Annotated in this window: 25 protein-coding genes; 15 read left to right on the plus strand and 10 right to left on the minus strand. The window is 32.2% G+C overall.

Going from position 1 to position 24,692, the window contains the following annotated elements:
- From LOS86_RS11700 to hpt, 8 genes are all read right to left on the minus strand, one after another.
- Entirely contained in the window at nucleotides 1-786 is a 786-nt protein-coding gene (locus LOS86_RS11700) for a tetratricopeptide repeat protein (RefSeq protein WP_231842267.1), read from the minus strand.
- Nucleotides 787-788: 2 nt separating this feature from the next.
- Nucleotides 789-2,144, minus strand: a complete 1,356-nt coding sequence (locus LOS86_RS11705) for a UDP-N-acetylmuramate--L-alanine ligase (RefSeq protein ID WP_231842268.1) — start codon at nucleotides 2,142-2,144, stop codon at nucleotides 789-791.
- 71 nt (nucleotides 2,145-2,215) lie between these two features.
- Nucleotides 2,216-2,902: a tetratricopeptide repeat protein gene (locus tag LOS86_RS11710; RefSeq protein ID WP_231842269.1), complete on the minus strand. Its 687-nt coding sequence runs from the start codon at nucleotides 2,900-2,902 to the stop codon at nucleotides 2,216-2,218.
- An 88-nt stretch (nucleotides 2,903-2,990) separates the two neighbouring features.
- Nucleotides 2,991-5,138 (minus strand): S46 family peptidase, encoded by a 2,148-nt coding sequence (locus LOS86_RS11715; protein WP_231842270.1) that lies wholly within the window; start codon nucleotides 5,136-5,138, stop codon nucleotides 2,991-2,993.
- A 179-nt stretch (nucleotides 5,139-5,317) separates the two neighbouring features.
- Complete coding sequence (gene obgE / locus LOS86_RS11720) at nucleotides 5,318-6,328, minus strand: GTPase ObgE (protein WP_231842271.1); 1,011 nt, start codon at nucleotides 6,326-6,328, stop codon at nucleotides 5,318-5,320.
- 137 nt (nucleotides 6,329-6,465) lie between these two features.
- A complete protein-coding gene (locus tag LOS86_RS11725) occupies nucleotides 6,466-7,692 on the minus strand; it encodes a hemolysin family protein (protein WP_231843939.1) in 1,227 nt (408 codons plus the stop codon).
- 169 nt (nucleotides 7,693-7,861) lie between these two features.
- A complete protein-coding gene (locus LOS86_RS11730; RefSeq protein ID WP_231842272.1) occupies nucleotides 7,862-8,434 on the minus strand; it encodes an adenylate kinase in 573 nt (190 codons plus the stop codon).
- A gap of 72 nt (nucleotides 8,435-8,506) precedes the next feature.
- Complete coding sequence (gene hpt / locus LOS86_RS11735; protein WP_231842273.1) at nucleotides 8,507-9,037, minus strand: hypoxanthine phosphoribosyltransferase; 531 nt, start codon at nucleotides 9,035-9,037, stop codon at nucleotides 8,507-8,509.
- Between the two features lie 97 nt (nucleotides 9,038-9,134).
- Between hpt and LOS86_RS11740 the strand changes: the two genes are divergently transcribed.
- The 5 genes from LOS86_RS11740 (at nucleotide 9,135) to LOS86_RS11760 (ending at nucleotide 14,148) form a co-directional block, all read left to right on the plus strand.
- Complete coding sequence (locus LOS86_RS11740; protein WP_231842274.1) at nucleotides 9,135-9,683, plus strand: hypothetical protein; 549 nt, start codon at nucleotides 9,135-9,137, stop codon at nucleotides 9,681-9,683.
- Nucleotides 9,684-9,806: 123 nt separating this feature from the next.
- A complete protein-coding gene (locus LOS86_RS11745) occupies nucleotides 9,807-10,985 on the plus strand; it encodes a 5-(carboxyamino)imidazole ribonucleotide synthase (RefSeq protein WP_231843940.1) in 1,179 nt (392 codons plus the stop codon).
- A 43-nt stretch (nucleotides 10,986-11,028) separates the two neighbouring features.
- Nucleotides 11,029-11,448, plus strand: a complete 420-nt coding sequence (locus LOS86_RS11750) for a hypothetical protein (protein ID WP_231842275.1) — start codon at nucleotides 11,029-11,031, stop codon at nucleotides 11,446-11,448.
- A 35-nt stretch (nucleotides 11,449-11,483) separates the two neighbouring features.
- A complete protein-coding gene (purE, locus tag LOS86_RS11755) occupies nucleotides 11,484-11,966 on the plus strand; it encodes a 5-(carboxyamino)imidazole ribonucleotide mutase (protein WP_231842276.1) in 483 nt (160 codons plus the stop codon).
- Between the two features lie 157 nt (nucleotides 11,967-12,123).
- Nucleotides 12,124-14,148, plus strand: coding sequence for a M3 family metallopeptidase (locus tag LOS86_RS11760; protein ID WP_231842277.1), 2,025 nt, complete (start codon nucleotides 12,124-12,126; stop codon nucleotides 14,146-14,148).
- Between the two features lie 48 nt (nucleotides 14,149-14,196).
- Here the strand turns inward: LOS86_RS11760 and LOS86_RS11765 are convergent, their stop codons facing one another.
- Entirely contained in the window at nucleotides 14,197-15,312 is a 1,116-nt protein-coding gene (locus LOS86_RS11765) for an ATP-binding protein (protein ID WP_231842278.1), read from the minus strand.
- A gap of 191 nt (nucleotides 15,313-15,503) precedes the next feature.
- Here LOS86_RS11765 and LOS86_RS11770 point away from each other — a divergent pair, with 191 nt between their 5' ends.
- The 5 genes from LOS86_RS11770 (at nucleotide 15,504) to LOS86_RS11790 (ending at nucleotide 17,586) form a co-directional block, all read left to right on the plus strand.
- On the plus strand, nucleotides 15,504-16,007 hold the full coding sequence (locus tag LOS86_RS11770; protein ID WP_073583385.1) for a GbsR/MarR family transcriptional regulator: 504 nt from the start codon (nucleotides 15,504-15,506) through the stop codon (nucleotides 16,005-16,007).
- A 138-nt stretch (nucleotides 16,008-16,145) separates the two neighbouring features.
- Nucleotides 16,146-16,493, plus strand: coding sequence for a hypothetical protein (locus LOS86_RS11775; RefSeq protein ID WP_231842279.1), 348 nt, complete (start codon nucleotides 16,146-16,148; stop codon nucleotides 16,491-16,493).
- Complete coding sequence (locus LOS86_RS11780) at nucleotides 16,490-16,834, plus strand: hypothetical protein (protein WP_231842280.1); 345 nt, start codon at nucleotides 16,490-16,492, stop codon at nucleotides 16,832-16,834. Before LOS86_RS11775 ends, LOS86_RS11780 begins: the two co-directional genes overlap by 4 nt.
- Before the next feature lie 11 nt (nucleotides 16,835-16,845).
- Nucleotides 16,846-17,232, plus strand: coding sequence for a hypothetical protein (locus tag LOS86_RS11785; protein WP_231842281.1), 387 nt, complete (start codon nucleotides 16,846-16,848; stop codon nucleotides 17,230-17,232).
- 54 nt (nucleotides 17,233-17,286) lie between these two features.
- Complete coding sequence (locus LOS86_RS11790) at nucleotides 17,287-17,586, plus strand: hypothetical protein (protein WP_231842282.1); 300 nt, start codon at nucleotides 17,287-17,289, stop codon at nucleotides 17,584-17,586.
- Nucleotides 17,587-17,722: 136 nt separating this feature from the next.
- On the opposite strand, the gene LOS86_RS11795 is transcribed toward LOS86_RS11790, so the two are convergent.
- The gene (locus LOS86_RS11795; protein WP_231842283.1) at nucleotides 17,723-18,538 is read right to left on the minus strand and encodes a UbiA prenyltransferase family protein; all 816 of its coding nucleotides are present in this window, start codon (nucleotides 18,536-18,538) and stop codon (nucleotides 17,723-17,725) included.
- A 150-nt stretch (nucleotides 18,539-18,688) separates the two neighbouring features.
- On the opposite strand from LOS86_RS11795, the gene gcvP reads away from it, so the two are divergent.
- The 5 genes from gcvP (at nucleotide 18,689) to LOS86_RS11820 (ending at nucleotide 24,666) form a co-directional block, all read left to right on the plus strand.
- On the plus strand, nucleotides 18,689-21,532 hold the full coding sequence (gene gcvP, locus LOS86_RS11800; RefSeq protein ID WP_231842284.1) for an aminomethyl-transferring glycine dehydrogenase: 2,844 nt from the start codon (nucleotides 18,689-18,691) through the stop codon (nucleotides 21,530-21,532).
- A gap of 104 nt (nucleotides 21,533-21,636) precedes the next feature.
- Nucleotides 21,637-22,008 carry a group III truncated hemoglobin gene (locus LOS86_RS11805; protein ID WP_231842285.1) on the plus strand — a complete coding sequence of 124 codons (372 nt, stop codon included), beginning with the start codon at nucleotides 21,637-21,639 and terminating at the stop codon, nucleotides 22,006-22,008.
- A 134-nt stretch (nucleotides 22,009-22,142) separates the two neighbouring features.
- On the plus strand, nucleotides 22,143-23,201 hold the full coding sequence (locus LOS86_RS11810) for a 3-oxoacyl-ACP synthase III family protein (RefSeq protein WP_231842286.1): 1,059 nt from the start codon (nucleotides 22,143-22,145) through the stop codon (nucleotides 23,199-23,201).
- Nucleotides 23,202-23,268: 67 nt separating this feature from the next.
- Complete coding sequence (locus LOS86_RS11815) at nucleotides 23,269-23,799, plus strand: class I SAM-dependent methyltransferase (RefSeq protein WP_231842287.1); 531 nt, start codon at nucleotides 23,269-23,271, stop codon at nucleotides 23,797-23,799.
- Between the two features lie 18 nt (nucleotides 23,800-23,817).
- A complete protein-coding gene (locus LOS86_RS11820) occupies nucleotides 23,818-24,666 on the plus strand; it encodes a glycosyltransferase family 2 protein (RefSeq protein WP_231842288.1) in 849 nt (282 codons plus the stop codon).
- The last annotated feature ends 26 nt before the right edge of the window (nucleotides 24,667-24,692 follow it).

Below are 24,692 nucleotides of genomic sequence, written 5' to 3' on the forward strand. Positions count from 1 at the left end.
TTATCTAAATTCAGACAAAAATATTTCAGAAAGATTAGATTTATCTTCAATTTTTTCAAATATTTTTATTGCTTTTTTAATTAATTTTTCATCATTATTTGCTTTCCCTTTTTTCATTAAGCTCAAAGCATAATTCGCCCTATAATCATCATTTTTCGTGATTTTTCCGCTTAATTTTTCAAAGGCTTCTATACTTTCTATATACTTTTCATTTCTTGTTAAAAGTATTCCTTGTACTAAATAAATTTCATCACCAATTGGAATTCCTCTTTGTAAATACTTAGTTATTGCTTTATCTAAATTTTCCAAACCTACTTCTGTATCGCCAATAAATATGGAGGTTGAAGCTATCCCATAAAATCCTTCAGGATTTTCAGGAAAGAACTCTTTCATTTCATTGTATTTTTTTCTAGCAAGTTTAAACGCCCCCATTTTAGAAGCTATAAAAGCTAAATTTTGTTTATAAATTATTGACTTATTATTACTCAAACTATCAGCTATATAATAATAAGTTAATGCAGCTTTATCCATGTTTGAAATACGATAAGTATAACCTGCAAAAAAATATGCATCGCAAAAAGTACTATCCTTTTTTATTAAATCTAAAAACAATTGATTTGCACCTCCAATATAACGATTGACTTTGATACAATCTAAACCTAATTTATAATTATCCTGAGATTCTTTATCATCAGGAATTGGGCAAATAGTATAGTTACCATTAAAATAATCTGATTGAGCAAAACTCAATTGAATAAAAAGAAAAAATAGAAGGAAGTATTTCATTATTATTTTATTAGTTCTTTAACCTCATCAAAATTCAATCCTCCGTAATTTCCAGAACTCATTAATAATAAAGCGGAATTTTCTAAATTTTGGTTGAATAAAAAGTCTTTGAATTCGGATGGATTGGTATAAATAATCAAATCTTCTCTTTGGAACGATTGTGCGATTTGGTCATAAGTAACTTCCTCCAAACGTTTGATTTTTACTGCATCGGGTGAGTAGAAAACAACCGCAACATCAGCTGCATCTAAAGCGCCTTGGTATTCTTTTAGGAACTCGGCATTTAAACTACTATAAGTATGCAATTCTAAACAAGCAACTAATTTTCTATCAGGATATTGTGCTTTTACCGCTTTTGTAGTAGCTGAAACTTTACTTGGTGAATGCGCAAAATCTTTATAAGCAACTTTATTCTTGCTTTCGGCGATTTTTTCTAATCGTTTGGAAGCGCCTTTGAAACTAGCGATGGCTTCGTAAAATTCGGCTTCATCCACGCCCATACATTGGCAAATCCATTTGGCGCCGGCTAAATTACTTAAATTGTGTGCGCCGAAAACTTCGATTGGCATTGGTCCTTCTGGTGTATCTAACAAAGTTGTTCCGTTTTCAACGGTGTAACTTGGTGTTTGATACGCAATTTTTCGGATTGGATTTTCGGTTCCTTCGGCTACTGCTTTTACTGCTTCGTCTTCTTCGTTATAAACTAAAATTCCGCCACGCGTGATTTGGTTAGCAAAAATTCTAAATTGTTCTACATAATTATCAAACGTTGGAAACACGTTGATATGATCCCAAGCAATTCCAGATAACAATGCAATATTGGGTTGGTACAAATGGAATTTTGGTCGCAAATCAATTGGAGAAGTCAAATATTCATCGCCTTCTAATACGATAAAATCGTTGTCTTCGGTTAAATGCACCATCGTATCAAAACCTTCTAATTGAGCTCCCACCATATAATCCACCTCGATATTGTGATAATGCATTACGTGTAAAATCATCGAAGTAATTGTCGTTTTTCCGTGTGAACCACCAATCACCACTCGGGTTTTATTTTTTGATTGTTCGTATAAAAATTCGGGATACGAATAAATTTTTAAACCTAATTCTTGTGCTTTCAATAATTCTGGATTATCCGCTTTAGCGTGCATTCCCAAAATAATCGCTTCGATATCAGTTGTGATTTTTTCAGGAAACCAACCTTCTTGAGCTGGCAACAATCCTTTTTTCTCCAAACGCGATTTTGAAGGTTCGAAAATAGCGTCATCACTACCTGTTACGTGATATCCTTTATTGTGTAAGGCTAATGCTAAATTGTGCATGGCTGCTCCACCGATGGCTATGAAATGTGTTCTCATTGTTTATAATTGTGGTTTATGGTTTATTGTTTATGGTCAACTATGAACTACAAACAATAAACCTCAAACTTTTATTTTTCAAATTGTTCTTTTAACTTATTAGCTTTTGTTTTGTCTTTTAACTTATTCAAATATAAGTCATATAATTTTTCGAAAGTGATTTTTGAATTACCAATTTCGTGTGCTTTTTTGTAGTTAATTTCGGCTTTTGAATAACGACTGAAATATACATCAATATATCCTTTTGCTAAATAACCATCCACTTTTGAAAGCACCATTAATTCATTCGCGTATTTTTGTGCTTTTTTTTCGCTTCCGCCAATAATTGCTGGTAATTCAATGTACAACATTACTAAAGCCCAACGTGTTTCGATATGTTTTGAATCTAATTTTGCTGCAGTTAAAAACGATTCTTCTACTTCATCAATCATTCCTAAAGCTTTGAATTTATTAGATTCTTTAGCTTTCATTCCTAATGCTCCACCATATTTATACCAATAATTAGCATTTTTAGGATAACTAACTTTTAGTTTTTTATAATTGGCAATCGCCTCATCCCAATCTTTTTGGTGTCCGGCAATATCACCAAGATATTCAATCGTTTTAGCGTGATTAGGTTGTGATTTTAAATATTCAGAAAATAATTTTTCGGCTTCATTAAATTTTTTTTGTCCATACAATTTCTCAGCCAATTCAAACGTTGATTGAGAAAAGACTGACAATGAAAGCAATAGCAAAAAGATTTGGATAAATTTCATTTTTCAAAAATAGTGAAATGATTTTGGATATTCCGCATAAAAAAACGACTTGATTACTCAAGTCGTTTTTAATTATTTTATTTGAAAATTACTTCACAATAGTCATTTCGTCTACAATGTGTTTAGCACCTGAGAAATTCTCAATTACCCACAATACGTAACGAATATCTACGTTGATTGTTCTTTGTAATTTTTTGTCAAAGATTACGTCACCTGCCATAGCTTCGATGTTACCGTCGAATGCTAAACCGATTAATTCACCTTTTCCATTTAATACTGGTGAACCTGAATTTCCTCCTGTAATATCATTATCAGTTAAGAAGTTTACATGTAATGAACCATCTTTATCTGCGTAACGACCGAAATCTTTAGCTGCGTTCATTTGTAATACTCTTTCTGGCAAATCAAACTCTAAATCACCTTTTTTGTATTTTTTAACTTGACCTGCTAATGTAGTGTAGTTATTAATTTTAGCATCATTACGTTTGTCTGCTGGTAAAGAACGTACTTTTCCATAAGTTAAACGTAAAGTTGAGTTAGCATCAGGATATTTGATTTCTCCAATTTTAGATTCTCTTAATCCTTCTACTAATAAACGAAATGCTGCACTAAAATCATTTTGAGCTTGATTTAACTCATCGCTTTTATAAAAATAATGAGCGAATAAATCTGTAGTCAATGCAAATAATGGATCGTTTTTAAGTAATTCTTCAGATGGTAAATCTAAAAATGCTTTAATTCTATCTTTAGATGTAAAGATACTTAAATCAAATGCTGCATTTACATATTTAGTAAAATCGCCATTGTTTTCTTTAGCTAGTTTTTCAACCATTGGAGCCAAAGTATAACCTGCTTTACTAGAATATAAATTTAATTGTGCCGCTAAAATATCTTTCTCTGCTGGAATATGCATTTCTTTATACATTTCATCCACCATTTCTAAGATTGCAGGTGCCATTTGTGCTCTTTTAGCTGCATCTGCTTTAGCATAATTTTCTAATTGTCTTCCTAAACCTCTACTAACAGTTCCAAAAGCAGAAGTTCTAAATAATTGCATTAAATAATTATCATGACGTGATTTTTCATTCGTCATTGCATAATATTTATTAATTGTAGGAACTACATTTCCATATTTTGCTTTGTTAGCTGGTTTATTAGCCCATTTGTGGAATTTTGCTTCTTGAGCCGCTTTTGTTTTTGCTGTTCCAAATTTAGTCAATGCATCAATCATCCCTTGACGGTTTTTCCAGTAGTTAGCAACTCCAGCAAATTTTGAAGCATAAACCAAGTTTAAAGCATCAGATTGAACCATATATTTTTTCATATTGTCCATACCTGTTTTTGAACCTTCAACCCAAGCTGGATAAGCAAATTTTACGTTTTGCTCAATCCCACCTGCTGGCATCCAACGGTTAGTTCTACCTGGATAACCTAAAATCATAGCGAAGTCATTTTCTTTAACTCCTCCAATGTTTAAAGGTAAATAGTGTTTTGGTTGTAATGGAACATTGTTTGGAGAATAGTCAGCTGGATTACCGTTTGCATCAGCATACACTCTAAACATAGAGAAATCTGCTGTATGACGTGGCCACTCCCAGTTGTCAGTATCACCACCAAATTTTCCTAAACTTTCTGGTGGAGTTCCTACTAAACGAACGTCTTTGTAGTCTTGATAAACGAAATAGTAGTATTCATTTCCTTGGAAAAACGGACGAACAGAAACCGTATATTTCCCACCATCGTTGTTTTCTTTTTCAATTTTAGCGATTTCAGCATTGATAGCTTTTTCTCTATCCGCTTCGCTCATACTTGGATTAACAACAGATAAGATTCTTTTAGTACAATCGTCCATACGTACAAAGAAACGAACATATAAACTTGAAGGTTTAAGTTCTTCTGATCTGTTTTTTGCCCAATACCCGTTTTTTAAGTAGTTTTTTTCTGCTGAAGACAATTCTGCAATGGCATCATATCCACAGTGGTGATTGGTTAATACTAATCCGTCTTTAGAAATTAATTCTGCAGTACACCCGCCATTAAATTGCACAATAGCATCTTTTAAACTGTGGTTGTTGATACTGTAAATTTCTTCGGCTGTTAATTGCAAGCCCATTTTTTGCATGTCGCGGTGATTTAAACGCTCGATGAACATTAAAAACCACATTCCTTCGTCTGCTTTTACCGAAGTTGGTACAAGCATAATGGCAGAAACGACAAATAATAATAATTTTTTCATAATAAATCTGTGTTCTTTTGATTTGTGTTGCGAATATACTTAAAAATACGATTTCGATAAAATTATCATTTCAAAATAAGATTAGATTGAAGTAATTTTAACTTTTTATTAAATAAACTGTATTAAAAACAAAAAAGCATCTCCTAAATGAAGATGCTTTTTCTTACTTTTTTTACAACTTATTTTGCTTCTACATTCAGCATTTGCCACAATTTGTCTTTCAATTCTTGTAAACCTTGCTGCGCAACTGATGAAATGAACATATAAGGTATTCCTTTTAATTCCTTATCCAATTGATTTTTCAATTCTGCTTTCAATTCATCGTCTAACATATCACATTTTGAAATAACAACCAAACGATCTTTGTCTAACATTTCTGGATTATAACGACGTAATTCATCTAACAGAATTTCGTATTCTTTCTTAATATCATCCGCATCAGCAGGAACTAAAAACAACAACGTTGAATTTCGCTCAATATGACGCAAGAAGTAATGTCCCAATCCTTTCCCTTCAGCAGCACCTTCAATAATACCTGGAATATCTGCCATTACAAACGATTGAAAATCTCTATAAGCAACAATTCCTAAATTAGGCTTTAAAGTCGTAAACGGATAATCTGCAATTTTTGGCTTGGCCGAAGTTAATACAGAAAGTAAGGTTGATTTTCCTGCATTTGGGAACCCTACTAAACCTACATCAGCTAACACTTTTAATTCTAAAGTAACGTCAACTTCTTTTACTGGCATACCTGGTTGTGCATAACGAGGCGTTTGATTTGTAGCACTTCTAAAATGCCAGTTTCCTAAACCTCCTTTTCCACCTTCTGCTAAGATTTTCACCTCATCGTGTTCTGTAATTTCAAACAAAACATCACCCGTTTCTTGATCTTTTACAACCGTTCCTAATGGTACTTCAATAAATTTATCTTCCCCATCATGCCCTGTACTTCTTGAACTTCCTCCATCACCTCCGTGACCTGCACGAACGTGTTTCAAGAATTTCAAATGAAATAAAGTCCAAAGATTTTTATTTCCTTTGATATATACATGTCCACCTCGACCTCCATCTCCACCATCAGGTCCACCTTTTTCAATAAATTTTTCTCTGTGCAAATGCGACGACCCTTTTCCTCCTTTTCCGGAAGAAACATATATTTTTACGTAGTCTACAAAATTTCCCTCTGTCATTGTTTTGAGTGTTCAGTTGCCAGTTTTGAGTGTTCAGTGATTCTTAAAATCTAAAAAAACTCTTCAAATGACAATTTGTTATTCTCAATGTTCACTATTTAGAACTGATTACTAAATACTGAACACTGAATACTTAATTATTTTTCTTTTAAATTGGTAATTAAAACTTTATCAATTTTAACACCGTCCATATCAATAACTTCGAACTCCAGTTTGTTCCAAATTAACTTTTGTCCTTGTTTTGGAATTATTCCTAATTCTGTTATGATTAAACCACTCACTGTAGTTACATCATAATCTCCTATTAATTCATCCATATCGAAATAAGTTAAAAAATCGTGCAATGAATAATGTCCGTCAACTAACCACGAACCATCTTCTCTTGCTACTAATTTAAACTCATCTTCATAAAAATCTGCTGCATCACCCACTAACGCTTCTAAAATATCATTCAACGTTATTATTCCCTGAAAAACACCATGTTCATCTGTCACAAATGCATAATGTACTTTTGACTGTTTAAAATTTTCTAAAGCTTTATATGCAGATGTATGTTCGATAAAATAAACAGGATCTTGTGTTATTTTTTTTAAATCGAAATTTCCTTTCTCAAAATTCACAAACAAATCCTTCAAAGAAACTACTCCTTCTACATCATCTAAATTAGCATCACAAACAGGATAAACAGAATGTAATTCATTTAAAACTTTTGCTTTTATTGCTTCAACTGAGTCTTCATAAGACAAATAAACAATCGATTTTCGATGTGTCATTAACGAATTTACCTTTCTATCGCCTATATGGAAAACACGTTCTACTATATCTTGCTCAATTTCTTGAACTTCTCCAACTTCTGTTCCTTCTTTAATAATAGCCTTGATTTCTTCTTCTGTAACCTTACCATCAGCAGAAGGCTTAATCTGCAATACTTTTAGTAAAAACTCAGTTGACACCGTTAACAACCAAATAAACGGCATGGTTACTTTAGAAACTAATTTCATAGGAACTGCAACAGTTTTAGCAATCCCTTCTGGAAAATTCAAACCAATTCTTTTAGGTAGTAATTCCCCTAAAACCAAAGAGAAAAATGTTAAAACCACAACCACAATTCCCACTGCAATAGATTCAGAGTAGGGTTTTAAAATTTCGAAACTTGCAATAAAATTTTGAACATCAGTCGTGATTTTTTCACCCGAATAAATCCCTGTTAAAATTCCAATTAAAGTAATTCCTATTTGAACAGTTGACAAAAACTCATTTGGTGAATTGGCTAAATCTAAAGCCACTTTAGCATTCTTATTTCCTTTTTTTGCAGCTGTTTCCAAACGATTTTTACGTGCTGAAATTAAAGCGATTTCTGACATTGAAAAAACGCCATTCAAAACAATAAGAAAAAGAATAATTAAAATTTCCATAGCTTAAAATTACAAAAAAAGAGCAATATTCCGTTTTAAGAAATCGCTCTTTTCCGTTTGCAAATATCGTAAAAAAAAATGAAAGCCCGAAATTTATCTCTCGGGCTTTATTTTCTAGTTAAAAAGTATCTAATACTAAACTTAATCTTTCTGTAACTTCTTCAATTGTTCCAATTCCATCTACTGCATAGAACTTATTTTGGGCTTTGTAATAATCCATTAATGGAGCCGTTTTTTCGTTGTATTCTTGGTAACGATTTCTGATCTTTTCCTCGTCTTGATCGTCTGGTCTTCCTGATGTTTTACCTCTTTCTAATAAACGTTTTACTAAAATTTCATCATCAGCTTCTAATGCAACAGTAGCCGTAATTTCTTGACTTTTACCCGCTAAAAATTTATCTAATGCTTCAGCTTGCGCAATTGTTCTTGGGAAACCATCAAATAAAAAACCTGCTGCTTGAGGATTTTTATCTACTTCGCTTTGCAACATATTTATTGTAACCTCATCTGGAACTAAATCACCTTTATCCATAAACGATTTCGCTAATCTTCCTAATTCGGTATCATTTTTTATATTAAATCTAAAAATATCACCTGTTGACAAATGCACTAAATTATATTTATGCTTTAAAAAATCAGCTTGTGTTCCTTTTCCAGCACCTGGCTTACCAAATAATACGATATTAATCATTGTTTTTGTTGTGTTTAAAAATTTTAGTCTTTATTCTATTTTCTTTAATCTAGTTTCTCTGTTCTATTTTCTTTACTCAGACAATTGATAAATGTCTTTTAAATTTCGTCCCAAACCATCATAATCTAAACCATATCCTACGATAAATTTATTTGGAATTCGAATACCTACATAATCCAATTTAATGTCTTTTTTGTAAGCTTCAGGTTTTAAAAATAAAGTAGCAATCTTGAAATGTTTCACATTGTGTTGTTTCATAATTGCTTTCAATTCTTCAATAGTATTTCCGGTATCTACAATATCTTCCACGATAATTACAGAACGCCCTTCTAAATTCTGATTTAAACCAATTAATTCTTTAACATCATTTGTAGATTGTGTTCCTTCATAAGAAGCCATTTTTACAAATGAAACTTCGCAATTGTGACTGTATTTTTTTAACAAATCGGCCACGACCATGAAAGAGCCATTCAAAACACCTATAAAAACCGGAACATCATCGCAAAAATCGTCTTCAATTTGTTTGGCCATATTTTCAATAGCGAAGTTAATTTCTTCTCCAGAAATAAAAACTTCAAATTTTTTATCGTGTAGTTGTATCACTTTTAGTTAGATTTAGAAATAAACAACAAATTTAAGAAAGTCAAATGAATAGCTCTAAAGTATTTCAACTTTTTTGCAAAATTGATATATTTACCAAATGAAATCTGTTTTAGTATCCAAAATTAGCCAAAGTACCGCTCACCGAAAAAGTAGGGTTTACTTAAGTAATTATATCATTCGTCATGAAGATTTACTCGATGAATTCATAACCATTGCATTTGACATACAAAATGAAAATCACGTAAAAGCATTTTGGAGTTTGGAATTAGTTTGCGAGAAAAAATTAAAACTTTTTGTCCCTTATTTGGATTCTTTTTGTGAAGTTTTACCAAAGTTAAAAGACGATTCGGCTATTCGTCCAGCAAGTAAAATTTGTATGTTTTTAGCGAAAAGTAATCACAGAAAAAACGGCATTTCTCTCACGCAAGAACAGGAACATAATTTAATTGAAGCCTTAATTGACCGCTTGATTCAAAATGAAAAAGTAGCTGCAAAAGTATATGCTATGAAAGCCCTTTTTGTTTTGGGAAAGAAATACAATTGGGTTCACGAAGAATTAAAAAATATCATCGAACAAGATTACTCCAATCATTCCGCAGCCTACCAAGCAACGACGAGAAACCTTTTGAAAAAACTCAACAAGTAACAAATTGTTAATTATCAATTGTTAATTATCAATTGTCTGAGTATCTTTGCGACACAAACAACAACACACATGACTCGAGCGAAGCGACCGCATGAGACAAATAAAAACAATAACTACGACGAAATGAATTATTTTTCTTCTGATTTTAAATTAGGAATTTTAGGAGGAGGTCAATTAGGAAAAATGCTTTTGACCGAAACTCGAAAATTTGACATCCAAACTTTAGTTTTAGAACCAAGCGAAGAAGCCCCAGCACGATACAGTTGCAACGGATTTTACAAAGGCAGTTTAATGGATTTTGATACGGTGTACCAATTTGGTAAAATGGTCGATTTGTTAACCATTGAAATTGAAAATGTAAATTTAGACGCTTTAGATAAATTGGAAGCAGAAGGATTACCAATTTACCCTTCGCCAAAAACCTTACGTTTGATTCAAAACAAAGGAAAACAAAAAGATTATTACGTTTCAAACGATATTCCTACTTCGCCACACCAACGATTTGTTGACTTAAACGATTTAAGAAATACCTTAGCTAAAGATGAATTAGAATTTCCATTCGTTTGGAAATGTGCACAATTTGGCTATGATGGAAATGGCGTTAAAATTTGTCGCTCAGCATTAGACTTGGTAAAATTACCCGATGTAGAATGTATTGCTGAAGAAATGGTTCCGTTCAAAAATGAATTAGCCGTAATTGTAGCGCGTTCTGTATCAGGAGAAGTGAAAACCTATCCAGTAGTAGAAATGGAATTTCATCCTGAAGCCAATCAAGTAGAATATGTAATTTGTCCAGCTAGAATTGATGAAAAAGTAGCCCAAAAAGCTAAAGAAGTTGCTTTAAAAGTTTCAGAAGCCTTCAATCATGTTGGATTATTAGCAGTGGAAATGTTTCAAACGGAAGACGATGAAATCTTAGTAAATGAAGTTGCTCCTCGCCCACACAATTCTGGACATTATTCAATTGAAGCGAGTTATACTTCGCAATTTGAAAATCATTTGCGTGCGATTTTAAACTTACCTTTAGGAAATACTGACAGTAAAGTTGCGGGAATTATGGTAAATTTGGTAGGCGAAGAAGGGTATTCTGGACAAGTAGTTTACGAAAACATAGATAAGATCATGGCAATCGATGGCGTAACACCACACATTTACGGAAAAAGAGAAACAAGACCTTTCCGAAAAATGGGACACGTTACGATCGTAAATGAAAATATGACAGAAGCAAGAAAAATTGCAGAGGAAGTTAAGAATTCAATTAGAGTAATTAGTAGCCCCCTAGCCCCCAAAGGGGGAATTTAAAACCGAATTGAAAATTACAAATAATTTTTTAAATTAATAAAAAATGAATGAATTAGCTAAAAAAGGAAAATATAGAACATTACTTGTTTTTTTAAGTATTTTACTTGTTTCAATTCATACAATATATTTCTACCATTCTGTAAGACCAGAAATCGAAACAAAGAAACTAATCCAACAAATTATAAGATTTTGTCTTACCATAGGTATTTTATATTTTATTTACATTGGTAAAAATTGGGCTAAAAATCTTTCAATAATATTATTTATCCTTGCAACAATTGGGGCAATTTATGGTTTACTAAATTTTGAAACGCCATTAATTATAAAATCTCCATTTATTGTTATGATATTGGTATATTCAATTGCAATTTATCATTTACAATTTTCAAAAAGTTTTAAAGAATTTATTAAATTTCAACAAACAACTAACCAAAAAAACAACCAAAACCCTACTCACCCCTAGTAGGAATCCCCCCTTTGGGGGTTAGGGGGCTAAATATGAGCAAAGTAGCAATCATAATGGGAAGCATTTCGGATATGCCGGTAATGCAAGAAGCCATCGACATATTAAAAGGATTTGATATCGAAACTGAAGTTGATATTGTTTCGGCACACAGAACACCTGAAAAATTATTTGATTTTAGTCAAAATGCACACGAAAGAGGCATTTCTGTAATTATTGCTGGTGCTGGTGGCGCAGCTCATTTACCTGGAATGGTAGCTTCTATGTCGCCACTTCCTGTAATTGGCGTTCCTGTAAAATCGAGCAATTCTATTGATGGATGGGATTCGGTTTTATCAATTTTACAAATGCCTGGTGGCGTTCCTGTGGCAACTGTTGCTTTAAACGGAGCTAAAAATGCCGGAATCTTAGCAGCACAAATTATCGGAAGCTCTGATAAATGTGTTTTAGATAAAATTATCGCCTACAAAGAAGGTTTGAAACAAGCGGTATTAAAAGCTTCAGAAGGATTGAAATAAAAATAGAAAATCCCGAGTTATTGCTAATTCGGGATTTCTACTCACAATTAAGTGACAACTATAAAAAAATTCTACTCTCTCTGTTTGGGACAAAAAGGATGTTGTGACATCATTTCATCGACAAAATTATACACTTTATCGATAAAAACAAATTTTTATGGAACTTTTTTTAAAAAAATTTACAACAAAATACAATACAGCCCCGTTTAGTAAGATAAATCTTTCAGAATATAAGGAAGCTTTTGAAAAAACTATTGAACTTGCAAAAAAAGAAATCGATAGCATAGTAAATAATACTGAGGCACCCACTTTTTCTAATACAATCGAAGCGTTAGATTATTCTGGAGAACAATTAGATCGATTATCGTCTATTTTTTTCAACTTAAATTCGGCTGAAACTTGCGATGAAATACAAAAAATTGCACAAGAAGTTTCGCCTTTACTTACGGCTTTTAGTAATGACATTGCTTTAAACGAAGAATTATTCAAAAGGGTTAAAGCCGTTTATGATCAAAAAGATGCTTTGATATTAACAACGGAACAAGCGACTTTATTAGACAAAAAATTCAAAGGTTTTTCTAGAAATGGAGCTTTACTGAATGAAGAAGACAAATTAAAACTTCGCGAGATTGATACCGAGTTAGCCAAACTAAAACTAACTTTTGGAGAAAATGTTTTGGCGGAAACCAATAACTACCAATTACAGATCACCAATGAAGCTGATTTGAAAGGGTTACCTGATGGCGCTAAAGAAATGGCAGCAACTTTGGCCAAATCGAAAAACTTAGAAGGTTGGGTTTTTACTTTAGATTTCCCAAGTTATTTACCTTTTGTAACGTATGTTGAAAATCGTGAATTGCGAAAAGAAATCGCAATCGCTGCTGGAAAAAAAGCATTTCAAGATAATGAATTCGATAACAAAGAAAACGTAAAACGAATTGTGGAATTACGTCATAAACGTGCGAATTTATTAGGCTACCAATCGCATTCGCATTTTGTTTTGGAAGAACGAATGGCGCAAAATCCAGAAAAAGTACAATCGTTTTTGAATGATTTATTAGAAAAAGCAAAACCTGCGGCTCAAAAAGAATTTGCTGAATTAACCGCTTTCGCAAAAGAATTAGACGGAATTGACCAATTAGAAAAATGGGACGGCGCCTATTATTCAGAAAAATTGAAACAAAAATTATTCAGTTTAGATGATGAGTTGTTGAAACCGTATTTCAAATTGGAAAATGTATTGAATGGTGCTTTCACGATTGCAGAAAAGTTATTTGGAATTACCTTCAAAGAAGTTTTTGATATTGACAAATACCACGAAGACGTGCAAACTTTTGAAGTATTAGATTTTGAAGGACAATTAGTAGCTGTTTTCTACTCGGATTTCTTCCCGAGAAAAGGAAAACGAAACGGCGCTTGGATGACATCCTTCAAACCACAATATATTAAGGACGGAATCAACGAACGACCACATGTTTCTATCGTTTGTAATTTCACACCACCAACAGAAACAAAACCATCTTTACTAACTTTTAACGAAGTAACGACATTGTTTCATGAGTTTGGACACGCGTTGCATGGCATGTTAGCGAATACAACTTATCCAAGTTTATCGGGAACTTCGGTGTATTGGGATTTTGTAGAATTACCGAGTCAAGTGATGGAAAACTGGTGTTACGAACCCGAAGCATTGGCTTTATTTGCAAAACATTACGAAACGGGTGAAATTATTCCGCAGCACTATGTAGAAAAAATCAAAGAAAGCGCGAGTTTCTTGGAAGGAATGGCAACATTACGTCAATTAAGTTTTGGAATTTTAGATATGGCGTATCATGGCAAATCACAAACTATTGCTGATGTAAAAGCCTTTGAAAAACAAGCAATGGAAATCGCATCATTATATCCAGATGTAGTAGAAAATTGCATGAGTACTTCTTTTTCTCACATTTTCCAAGGTGGCTATTCTTCGGGATATTACAGCTATAAATGGGCAGAAGTTTTAGATGCCGATGCATTTGCGTATTTCCAAGAAAAAGGAATTTTCAATAAAGAAGTCGCAACCAAATTCAAAGACAACGTACTTTCAAAAGGTGGCACCGAATTACCAATGGAATTGTATAAAAAATTCAGAGGTCAGGAACCGAAAGTTGAGGCTTTGTTGAAAAGAGCGGGGTTGATTTAGATTATTAACTCCGACAGAGTTCCAAACTCTGTTGGAGTTATTAAAAATCTACTTCAAAAACTCCCTAAAATTATCCTTATTCACCACTAAAAAACTTGGATTATAAGCATCGGAAAAAGATTTGGGTAATTTAGCTTTTTTAGTAGGTGCCCATTTGAATTCAAAAGCACTAATTTTATCTGCATTGATTTCTATATAATCTATTTCTTGTTGGGTTGTGGTTCTCCAAAAATAAGGTTTTGCTAAACTTTGTGTATAAGACAATTGCTTCATTCGTTCGGAAACTAGAAAATTTTCCCACAAAGCACCTTTATCTTGTCTGAAATCTAAAGCATTGAAATTTCCAATTAGCATATTCAGCACACCATTATCGTAAAAGTATATTTTTTTATTGGCTTTAATTTCGTTTCGAATATTCTTTGAAAAACTTGTCAAACGGAAAATAACAAAACTTTTTTCCAACAAATCAATATAATTATTTACAGTGTTTTTATCAACTCCAACCAACTGAGCAATTTCGTTGTAGCTAACTTCACTTCCTACTTGCATGGCGAGAGCACGTAAAATTTTCTCTAAAACTTCTGATTTTCTTATACCAGCCAAAGCTAAAATATCTTTGTACAAATAACTCGAAACCAAATTTTTCAAAATTTCATATTCAGTACCAAAATTATTAATTACATCTGGATACATTCCGTACAATAATCGAATTTCAAGTTGTTGTTGTGCTTTAATGTAACCCACACTATTTTCAAATTCCTTCCATGAAATGGGAAACATATGAAACTCGAATTTTCTACCTGTTAGTGGCTCTTGCGTAGCGTTATTAATATCTAAAGAAGAAGATCCGCTAACAATAACTTGTACGTCTTTTATTTGATCTACTATAATTTTTAACTTCAAACCTATATTTGGAATACGCTGTACCTCATCAATAAAAATATATTTATAATTACCAATAATACTTTTTAAAATTTCTGTATTAGCATTTGCTAAAGTTTCTGCAACAGTATTATCATCTCCATCCAAAAACAAATACTCTTTATCTTTTAAAATGGAATTAATTAAAGTTGTTTTTCCTACTTGTCTTGGGCCAATTAACACAACAACTTTCCCTTTGTGTAATTTTGCTTCCAAATTAGCTGCTAAATCTCTAAAAATCATACCTTAATTTTTTAAACAAAATTATATATTTTATTTATATTCACCAAATTTATATATTTTTTAGTGATTATATTCACCAAATTTATATATTTTTCAGTGATTATATTCACCAATATTAAACTTTTTACAATCAAAACAATAAACTTTCATTTTTTTTTGAAACTTTAAAAACTTTATTGTAAATTTGTCTCATGGAATTCAAAGAAGCAAAAAATAAATTCGTACAAACTTGGGGCGCATTAGGCTCTCAATGGGGTATTAATAAAACCATGGCACAGATACATGCGTTGTTGATGGTTTCGCACGAACCTGTTTCTATGGAAGACATTATGGAAGAATTACAAATTTCGCGCGGTAATGCTTCCATGAATTTAAGAGCTTTGATGGATTGGGGCATTGTTTATAAAGAATACAAAGCAGGCGAAAGACGTGAATTTTTCACAGCAGAAAAAGATTTAGACGAACTAGCCGTAAAAATTTCAAGAGAGCGTAGCAAACGAGAAATCAAACCGGCTTTGAAAGTTTTAAAAGAAGTATCAACCATCAAATCTGACGGAACTGAAGCAGAAAGACATTTCGTAGATCAAACCACAAAATTGTACGATTTCGTTTTAAAAGCCGATAACGTTTTAGATAAAATCACAGAATACAAAGACAATTGGTTAGCTAAATTGGTTGTTAAAATCATGAAATAGTTTTTTTACCATTAAAAAAATAACATTTTAAAAACTATTCAATGAGACCGATAAAAAACAATAACAAAGAACGAATTAAATAAAAAAATTTAATTAAAACTTTCAATTTTTTCTGAAAGTTTAAAAATAACAGATAATATGAAAACAATAAAAGCACTCAACACAATAGCAATTGGAATACCAATAATTCTAGCTTCAATTGGTTATTTCACCAATGACCCATCAGGAAACTACTATGGATTTGCTCTGTTTTCAACAATACTTACTGGTTTTATACAACTAATATTAGGTATAATACTCCTTTTTAAATTCAAAGAAAACATTCATTACAAAATATATTTTATAAGTGTCATAATATTCTTTTCTCTTTGGATTTGGAGTCCATCAATAGGAAAAGTAGACTATTTTACTTATACATTGATTTATATTCCACCAATATTAGCAATCTACTTATCGATATTAATCTATAAAACTCCAAACAAATGAACCTCAACATCATCGCCTATCTCATCTATTTCAGCATCACAGGCATTATTATTGTAAAGGTTGGAAGAATTTGCTATAACAATGGAAACATTTTCGTTTCGCAATTGATTCCTAATCATGAAGATCTTTGTCATAAAATTAACCAATTGCTTTTGGTAGGATATTATCTCTTAAATATTGGTTATTGTGCGATGACAATAATTTCTTGGGAACAAATTGAAAGTATCACGCAACTCATTGAAGTGATTACCTCAAAATCGGCCTTCATTATATTAACGATTGCCGTGATGCATTACTTCAACATAATTTTATTAACGAATTACATCAAAAAATTAATTTAAACACACGTATTATGGAAACTACAAAAATTTTAATCGGTTATGCAATTTATCTTCCAATTGCCTTATTTTTAACCTACTATGTTTCAAAAACACTTTTTAAAAACAGTAAAATTTACATGTTGGATATTTTTAAAGGTCGAGAAGAAATCGCCAACGCAACTAACAAACTTTTCGAAACTGGATTTTATTTATTGAATTTAGGTTTTGCGCTTATGATTTTAGAAATGAACATATATGACAACAGTTATCAAGTATTAATTGAAAAACTGAGTTACAAAATTGGAGGGTTTTCAATTTATTTAGGATTGATGCTATTCTTAAACTTATATTTCTTCTTTAGAGGAAAACGAAAATCAAGTCAAGCTCAAATGGAACAACAAATGGTGATTAATGGATAAATTCACAATCCTGACAGGTTTTTGAAACCTGTCAGGATTAAAGAAACAAACAACATGAATTGGTCTTATCTATTAAAACATTGGTTTTCAACTTTATTAGTTGCACCAATTATTTCTGATATTATAAATTACTTTTTTAAAGACACACATACCTTATTTAATCTAACTACTGTCTATCCTATTACGGTAATATTTGGATTATTTTTTTCACTACCAACTTATTTCATAATAGGATTAACATATTATGCATTTAATAAAAAAGGTGTAAATTCTAATAACATAAAATTATTTATACTAATTGTATGCTCAATTGGAATTATTATATCATTTTATATCATTTTATATCATTTTTAACAATAGAGAAAAAAATATTGCTCTAGCCTATTTAGTAACATCAATATTTTTTGGGTTGTTTTATAAAATAGAAAACAATGAAACAAATAAAAATAAATGAAATTATTGTTGCAGATGATAAAACCTATCTGAACAATTATATAACCACCAAAACCAACCACCACAAAATTGGAATGCTTTCTACCCAAAATGAAGCATAATATCTGGAGCGATTTTCATTAGCAAAATAAATAAATACCGCAATTGTAATACAAACCAACAACTTAAATAATAAAGGCAAAAAATGATGATTATCGTAGTAAAAAAACTCTAACAGCAAAAGCATAAAAAGTAAAATATAACCCAATTTTTTCGTCAGCCTTACTCCTATCCGTTGTGGAACCGTTTGTAAATGAGGATCATCAAATTTAACATCCACAATTTCAAAAACTAAAACAAGTGAAAAGACTAATAAAAATCGCTGTATTGCCATTAATATAACATCAAATGAAAAAGCAACAGAAGCTTCTTGTAAAGGCAACACAACCGTTACCCCTACCCATGTAAGACTCACGATGTAAATTTTTATTCCTTTCCAGTTTCTTGCATTCTGTTTGTTTGGAAAAAAAGGCAATGTATATAAAAGCGTTAGTCCAAAAAATGCAACAGCACTTAACTTGGTTTCCCAACTCAATTGCAAGAAAAAATAAAAACAAGATAAAAATGAAATAAAACTTAAAAAAACAATCGCTTTTAATTCTTTTTTGATTTCGGTTTTGTTTAACCTTGCAATGGCATCGTACTTCACAAAATTATACCCTACTACCGTCCCAAAAAAAGCAAACCAAGCAACTGATAAATCCCCTTGAACTCCAAAGAAATATTGCGTCATCGATACTAATGCAAATGCCGAAAATGCCACGTGCAAACTGCTGTTAATATAAAAATCGAGAATTTTCTTAAAAATAACCATTCAACAAAATTAATCAATCTGTTAATAAGACTCGAATTTAGTTGATAAAATCACAAAAAATCCTATTTTAAAAACAATTTATTACAAGATTAATAATTACTTTTGTTGTCCAAAACAACACATAAAAATACTTATACACTTTTTTTGTAAATGAGAACAGATGCATTCGCTTTGAGACATTTAGGACCTCGCGAGAGTGACTTAAATCACATGTTAAAAACTATTGGTGTAGCTACTTTAGACCAATTAATTTATGAAACCATTCCAGATGATATTCGTTTAAAAAACGACTTAAATTTAGAAGCTCCAATGTCAGAATTTGAGTATTTAACTCACATTCAAGAATTAGGAAAGAAAAACAAAGTATTCAAATCGTATATCGGTTTAGGATATCACCCAACAATTATTCCTGCGGTTATTCAAAGAAATATTTTTGAAAATCCGGGATGGTACACGGCTTACACACCTTATCAAGCTGAAATTGCACAAGGTCGTTTAGAAGCTATTTTAAATTTCCAAACAACCGTTATCGAATTAACAGGAATGGAGATTGCAAATGCTTCTTTACTTGATGAAGGAACCGCTGCTGCAGAAGCAATGGCGTTACTTTTTGATGTAAGAACTCGTGACCAAAAGAAAAACAATGTGAATAAATTCTTCGTTTCGGAAGAAATTTTACCACAAACTTTATCGGTTTTACAAACACGTTCAACTCCATTAAACATTGAATTAGTAGTTGGAAATCATGAAACATTTGATTTCTCAACGGAATTCTTTGGTGCTATTTTACAATATCCAGGAAAATACGGTCAAGTTTATGATTACGCTGGATTTATTGCAAAAGCAGCTGAAAACGAAATCAAAGTAGCAGTTGCTGCTGATATTTTATCGCTAGCTAAATTAACACCTCCAGGTGAAATGGGTGCTGCAGTTGTTGTAGGTACTACGCAACGTTTTGGTATTCCAATGGGTTACGGCGGACCACATGCTGGATATTTCGCAACGAAAGAAGAATTCAAACGTTCAATGCCAGGAAGAATCATCGGTGTTTCTATTGATGCTAATGGAAACCGTGCATTACGTATGGCTTTAGGAACTCGTGAGCAACACATCAAACGTGAAAAAGCAACTTCAAACATTTGTACTGCTCAAGTTTTATTAGCGGTTATGGCTGGAATGTATGCGGTGTATCACGGACCAAAAGGTTTACAATATATTGCTGATAAAGTGCATGCTTCTGCGGTTACTACTGTCGATGCTTTAAATAAATTAGGAGTTTACCAAACAAATTCTGCTTTCTTCGATACGATTTTAGTTAAAGCTGATGCAAATAAAGTAAAAGCGATTGCTGAAAAACATGAAGTAAACTTCTTCTATCCAGATGCTGAAACGATTTCGATTTCATTTAACGAAACGACTTCTGTAAACGATATCAATCAAATTATCGCAATTTTTGCTGAAGCAACTGGTAAAGATTCATTTTCAGTAAATCAATTAGCAAATGATTCGATGGTTCCTGAAAACTTAGTTAGAAAATCTACTTTCTTACAATATGATGTTTTCAACAACAACCATTCAGAATCGCAATTGATGCGTTATATCAAAAAATTAGAGCGTAAAGATTTATCGTTGAATCACTCAATGATTTCATTAGGTTCTTGTACCATGAAATTAAATGCTGCTGCTGAAATGTTACCGTTATCAATGGCTAATTGGAACAGCATTCACCCTTTTGCACCAGTTGAACAAGCGGAAGGATACCAAATCATGTTGAAAAAATTAGAGCATCAATTAAATGTAATTACTGGATTCAAAGGAACTACATTGCAACCTAATTCAGGTGCTCAAGGAGAATATGCTGGTTTGATGGCAATTCGTGCTTATCACCAATCAAGAGGCGATCATCACAGAAATGTATGTTTGATTCCTGCTTCTGCTCACGGAACAAACCCAGCTTCTGCTGCTATGGCGGGAATGGAAATCATCGTAACTAAAACCATGGAAAATGGAAATATCGATGTAGAAGACTTAAGAGCTAAAGCTATCCAACACAAAGATAATTTATCTGCTTTAATGGTTACTTATCCATCAACTCACGGAGTTTTTGAAAGTGCTATTATCGAAATTACAAATATCATCCACGAAAATGGAGGTTTAGTATATATGGACGGTGCTAACATGAATGCACAAGTAGGATTAACAAATCCTGCTACTATTGGTGCTGATGTTTGTCACTTAAACTTACACAAAACTTTCGCTATTCCTCACGGTGGTGGTGGACCTGGCGTTGGACCAATTTGTGTGAACGAAAAATTAGTTCCTTTCTTACCAACGAATCCAATTATTCCAACAGGAGGAAGTCAAGCGATTACTGCAATTTCATCGGCACCTTATGGTTCGGCTTTAGTATGTTTAATTTCTTACGGCTATATTGTTATGATGGGCGCTGAAGGATTAACAAACGCTACTAAATATGCTATCTTGAATGCTAACTACATGAAAGCACGTTTCGAAGGACATTATCCAATCTTATATTCTGGAGAAATGGGAAGAGCCGCTCACGAAATGATTTTAGATTGTAGAGCTTTCGAAGAAAAAGGTATCAAAGTAACAGATATTGCAAAACGTTTGATGGATTATGGATTCCATGCGCCAACCGTTTCTTTCCCAGTAGCTGGAACTTTAATGGTGGAACCAACAGAATCTGAAGATTTAGCAGAATTAGATCGTTTTTGCGATGCCTTAATTTCTATTCGTAAAGAAATTGAAGTTTCTACTAAAGAAGATGCAAACAATATTTTAAGAAATGCGCCACATACTTTAGCTATGCTTACCGCTAACGAATGGGTTTTCCCATATACAAGAGAGCAAGCTGCTTATCCGTTAGATTACATTGCAGAAAATAAATTCTGGCCAACAGTTCGTCGTATTGATGAAGCATATGGTGATAGAAATTTAGTATGTTCTTGCGCGCCAATTGAAGCTTATATGTAATATTAAGATTCGAGAAATAAATATTAAGATAAAGGTTTCAAGTTGAAAAATTTGAAACCTTTTTTTAACCCATTACCCATCACCTTTAACCCATTACCAAAAAAATGACCGACATCGAAACTAGAGAAGATATTTTACTAATTATGCGCAAGTTTTATGACAAACTTTTTGCGGATGATTCGATTAATTTTTTCTTTACCAAAGTAACTTCTGTTGATCAACATTTAGAAGCCCATTTTGAAATTTTGGCTACATTTTGGGAGCAATCACTGTTTCTAAAAGGCGGTTATTTTAATAATATGTTTTCCATACATAAAGAGGTTCACGACAAACATGCCTTTACTAAAGAACACTTTGACACTTGGATAAGCCATTTCAACTTGACAATTGATGAGCATTTCGAAGGAAAATATGCCGAACAAATGAAAACACAAGCATTGAGTATGGCAACTATAATGCAGATAAAATTCAATTAAACGCTGTTAATTTTAGAATTTCATTTTTTTAAAGCAATTTTACTACGATTTTAATAAAAATAGTAAAAACCAATAAGTTACCAAATCATTAACAACATAATTTTGTAAATTCGATTTACCAAAAAATTAAAAAAATGAATATCAAAATAACTGGTTCTGGAAGTTATATTCCTACCGAAGTAGTATCCAATATAGATTTTGCTCAACATACTTTTTTAAACGATGATGGAACACCATTTCCCCATCCTAATGATATAGTAGCTCAAAAATTTCTTGAAATTACAGGAATTCAAGAAAGAAGATACGTTACTGATAATTTATGTACTTCGGATATTGCAGTAATTGCTGCTGAAAAAGCAATTGAAGATGCTAAAATCGATAGAGAAACATTAGACTATATCATCTTAGCTCATAATTTTGGCGATGTAAAAAAAGGAGCCATTCAGTCTGATATTTTACCAAGCTTAGCTTCACGTGTTAAACAACGTCTTGGCATTAAAAACCCAAGTTGCGTGGGTTATGATATATTATTTGGTTGCCCTGGTTGGGTTGAAGGTGTTATTCAAGCTTATGCCTTTATTAAATCCGGAATGGCAAAAAAATGTTTGGTTATAGGAGCCGAAACATTATCACGTGTTGTTGATATGCACGATAGAGATTCTATGATTTATTCTGATGGTGCAGGCGCCACCGTAATCGAACTTTCTGATGAAGAAGGTGGTATTTTAGCACATGAATCGGCAACATTTGCTTATGAAGAGGCCGGTTATTTGTTTTTTGGAAATTCATTTAACAAAGATCATGACCCAGATGTTCGGTATATTAAAATGTACGGAAGAAAAATCTATGAATTTGCCTTAAGTAATGTTCCAAAAGCAATGGCTTCATGTTTAGAGAAAAGTGGTGTTCCTATTGAAAAAGTGAAAAAAGTATTAATTCATCAAGCCAATGAAAAAATGGATGAAGCGATTATTCATCGTTTTTTCAAACAATACAAACAAAATCCACCAGAAGGCATCATGCCAATGAGCATTCATAAATTAGGAAACTCAAGTGTAGCTACTGTTCCAACCTTATTTGACTTAATGATGAAAGGTCAATTAGAAAATCAAGAACTAAACAAAGGTGATGTAATTTTATTTGCATCGGTTGGAGCCGGTATGAACATTAATGCAATTGTATATCAGATGTAAAAAAGTTGGAAGTTGGAAGTTGGAAGTTGGAAGAAAAAAGTAAATTTGTACACCAATTTTTATTTCAATGTACGAAAACACATATCCGAGTAAGCGATTCAATATCACTTTAGATTTTCTAAAAAAACATATTTCAACTTCAGAAACCATTTTTGATTTAGGAGTTCCAAATCCTTTTTCAAAAATTATGGTAGAAAATGGGTATACAGTTATCAACACTAAAGGAGAAGACATCGACAACGATCAATCAGCACTTCAAAATGAAAATTATGATGTGTTTACTGGTTTTGAAATTTTCGAACATTTACTAAATCCTTATACAGTTTTACAAAACGTAAAAGCTGATAAAATTTTAATCTCGATACCTTTACGTTTGTGGTTTTCTTCTGCGTATAGAAGTAAAACCGATATGTGGGACCGTCATTATCATGAATTTGAAGATTGGCAATTGGATTGGCTTTTAGAAAAAGCAGGATTTAAAATAGTGGACCGAGTGAAATTTACACATCCAGTTAAGAAGTTAGGTTTTAGACCATTGTTGAGATGGTTTACCCCGAGATATTATTTGGTTTACGCAGAAAGAGTGACTAGTAATTAGCAAATAGTGATTAGTCAAATGAAATACTATATTATCATTCCGGCCTATAACGAAGAAGCTTTTATGAGCTTAACTTTACAATCGTTAGTTGAACAAACCGTTTTACCAACAAAAATTGTGGTTGTGAATGATAATTCTACCGATAAAACTCCGGAAATTGTTTCTGAATTTGCTTCCAAATACCCATTTATAACTTTAGTGAATAAAAAATCGGATGCGATTCATTTACCTGGAAGTAAAGTAATTCAGGCATTTCATGAAGGAGAAAAAAATATTGATGACAATTACGATATCATCGTAAAAGTAGATGCCGATTTGATTTTTCCTAAGAACTATTTTGAAACCATCATTAATCACTTTCAATCCGATGATAAAATTGGAATGGTTGGAGGCTTTTGTTACATCGAAAAAAACGGCAATTGGGTTTTAGAAAACTTGACCGATAAAGATCACATTCGTGGTGCCTTAAAAGCGTATCGAAAAGAAACCTTCAAACAAATTGGTGGACTAAAATCGCAAATGGGTTGGGATACCGTTGACGAATTACTTTGTAAATTTTACAATTGGAAAGTGGTAACTGATGAAAGTTTACACGTAAAACATCTAAAACCCACTGGAGCAAGCTACAACCAAGCCGCTAGATTCAAACAAGGTGAAGCATTTTATACCTTAGGATATGGATTCTTCATCACAGCAGTTGCTTCCTTAAAATTAGCTATGCGAAAAGGAAAACCTTTATTGTTTTTAGATTATATCAAAGGGTTTTGGAAAGCCAAAAGAGAAAACAAAACCATGTTAGTTACTCCTGAACAAGCTAAATTCGTTAGAAAATATCGTTGGCAGAAGATGAAAGAGAAGTTATTTTAATCTTTTCCATAAAAATATAGTATTTT

Origin of the sequence: Flavobacterium cyclinae, from assembly GCF_021172145.1 — a bacterium.
Lineage (GTDB): Bacteria > Bacteroidota > Bacteroidia > Flavobacteriales > Flavobacteriaceae > Flavobacterium > Flavobacterium cyclinae.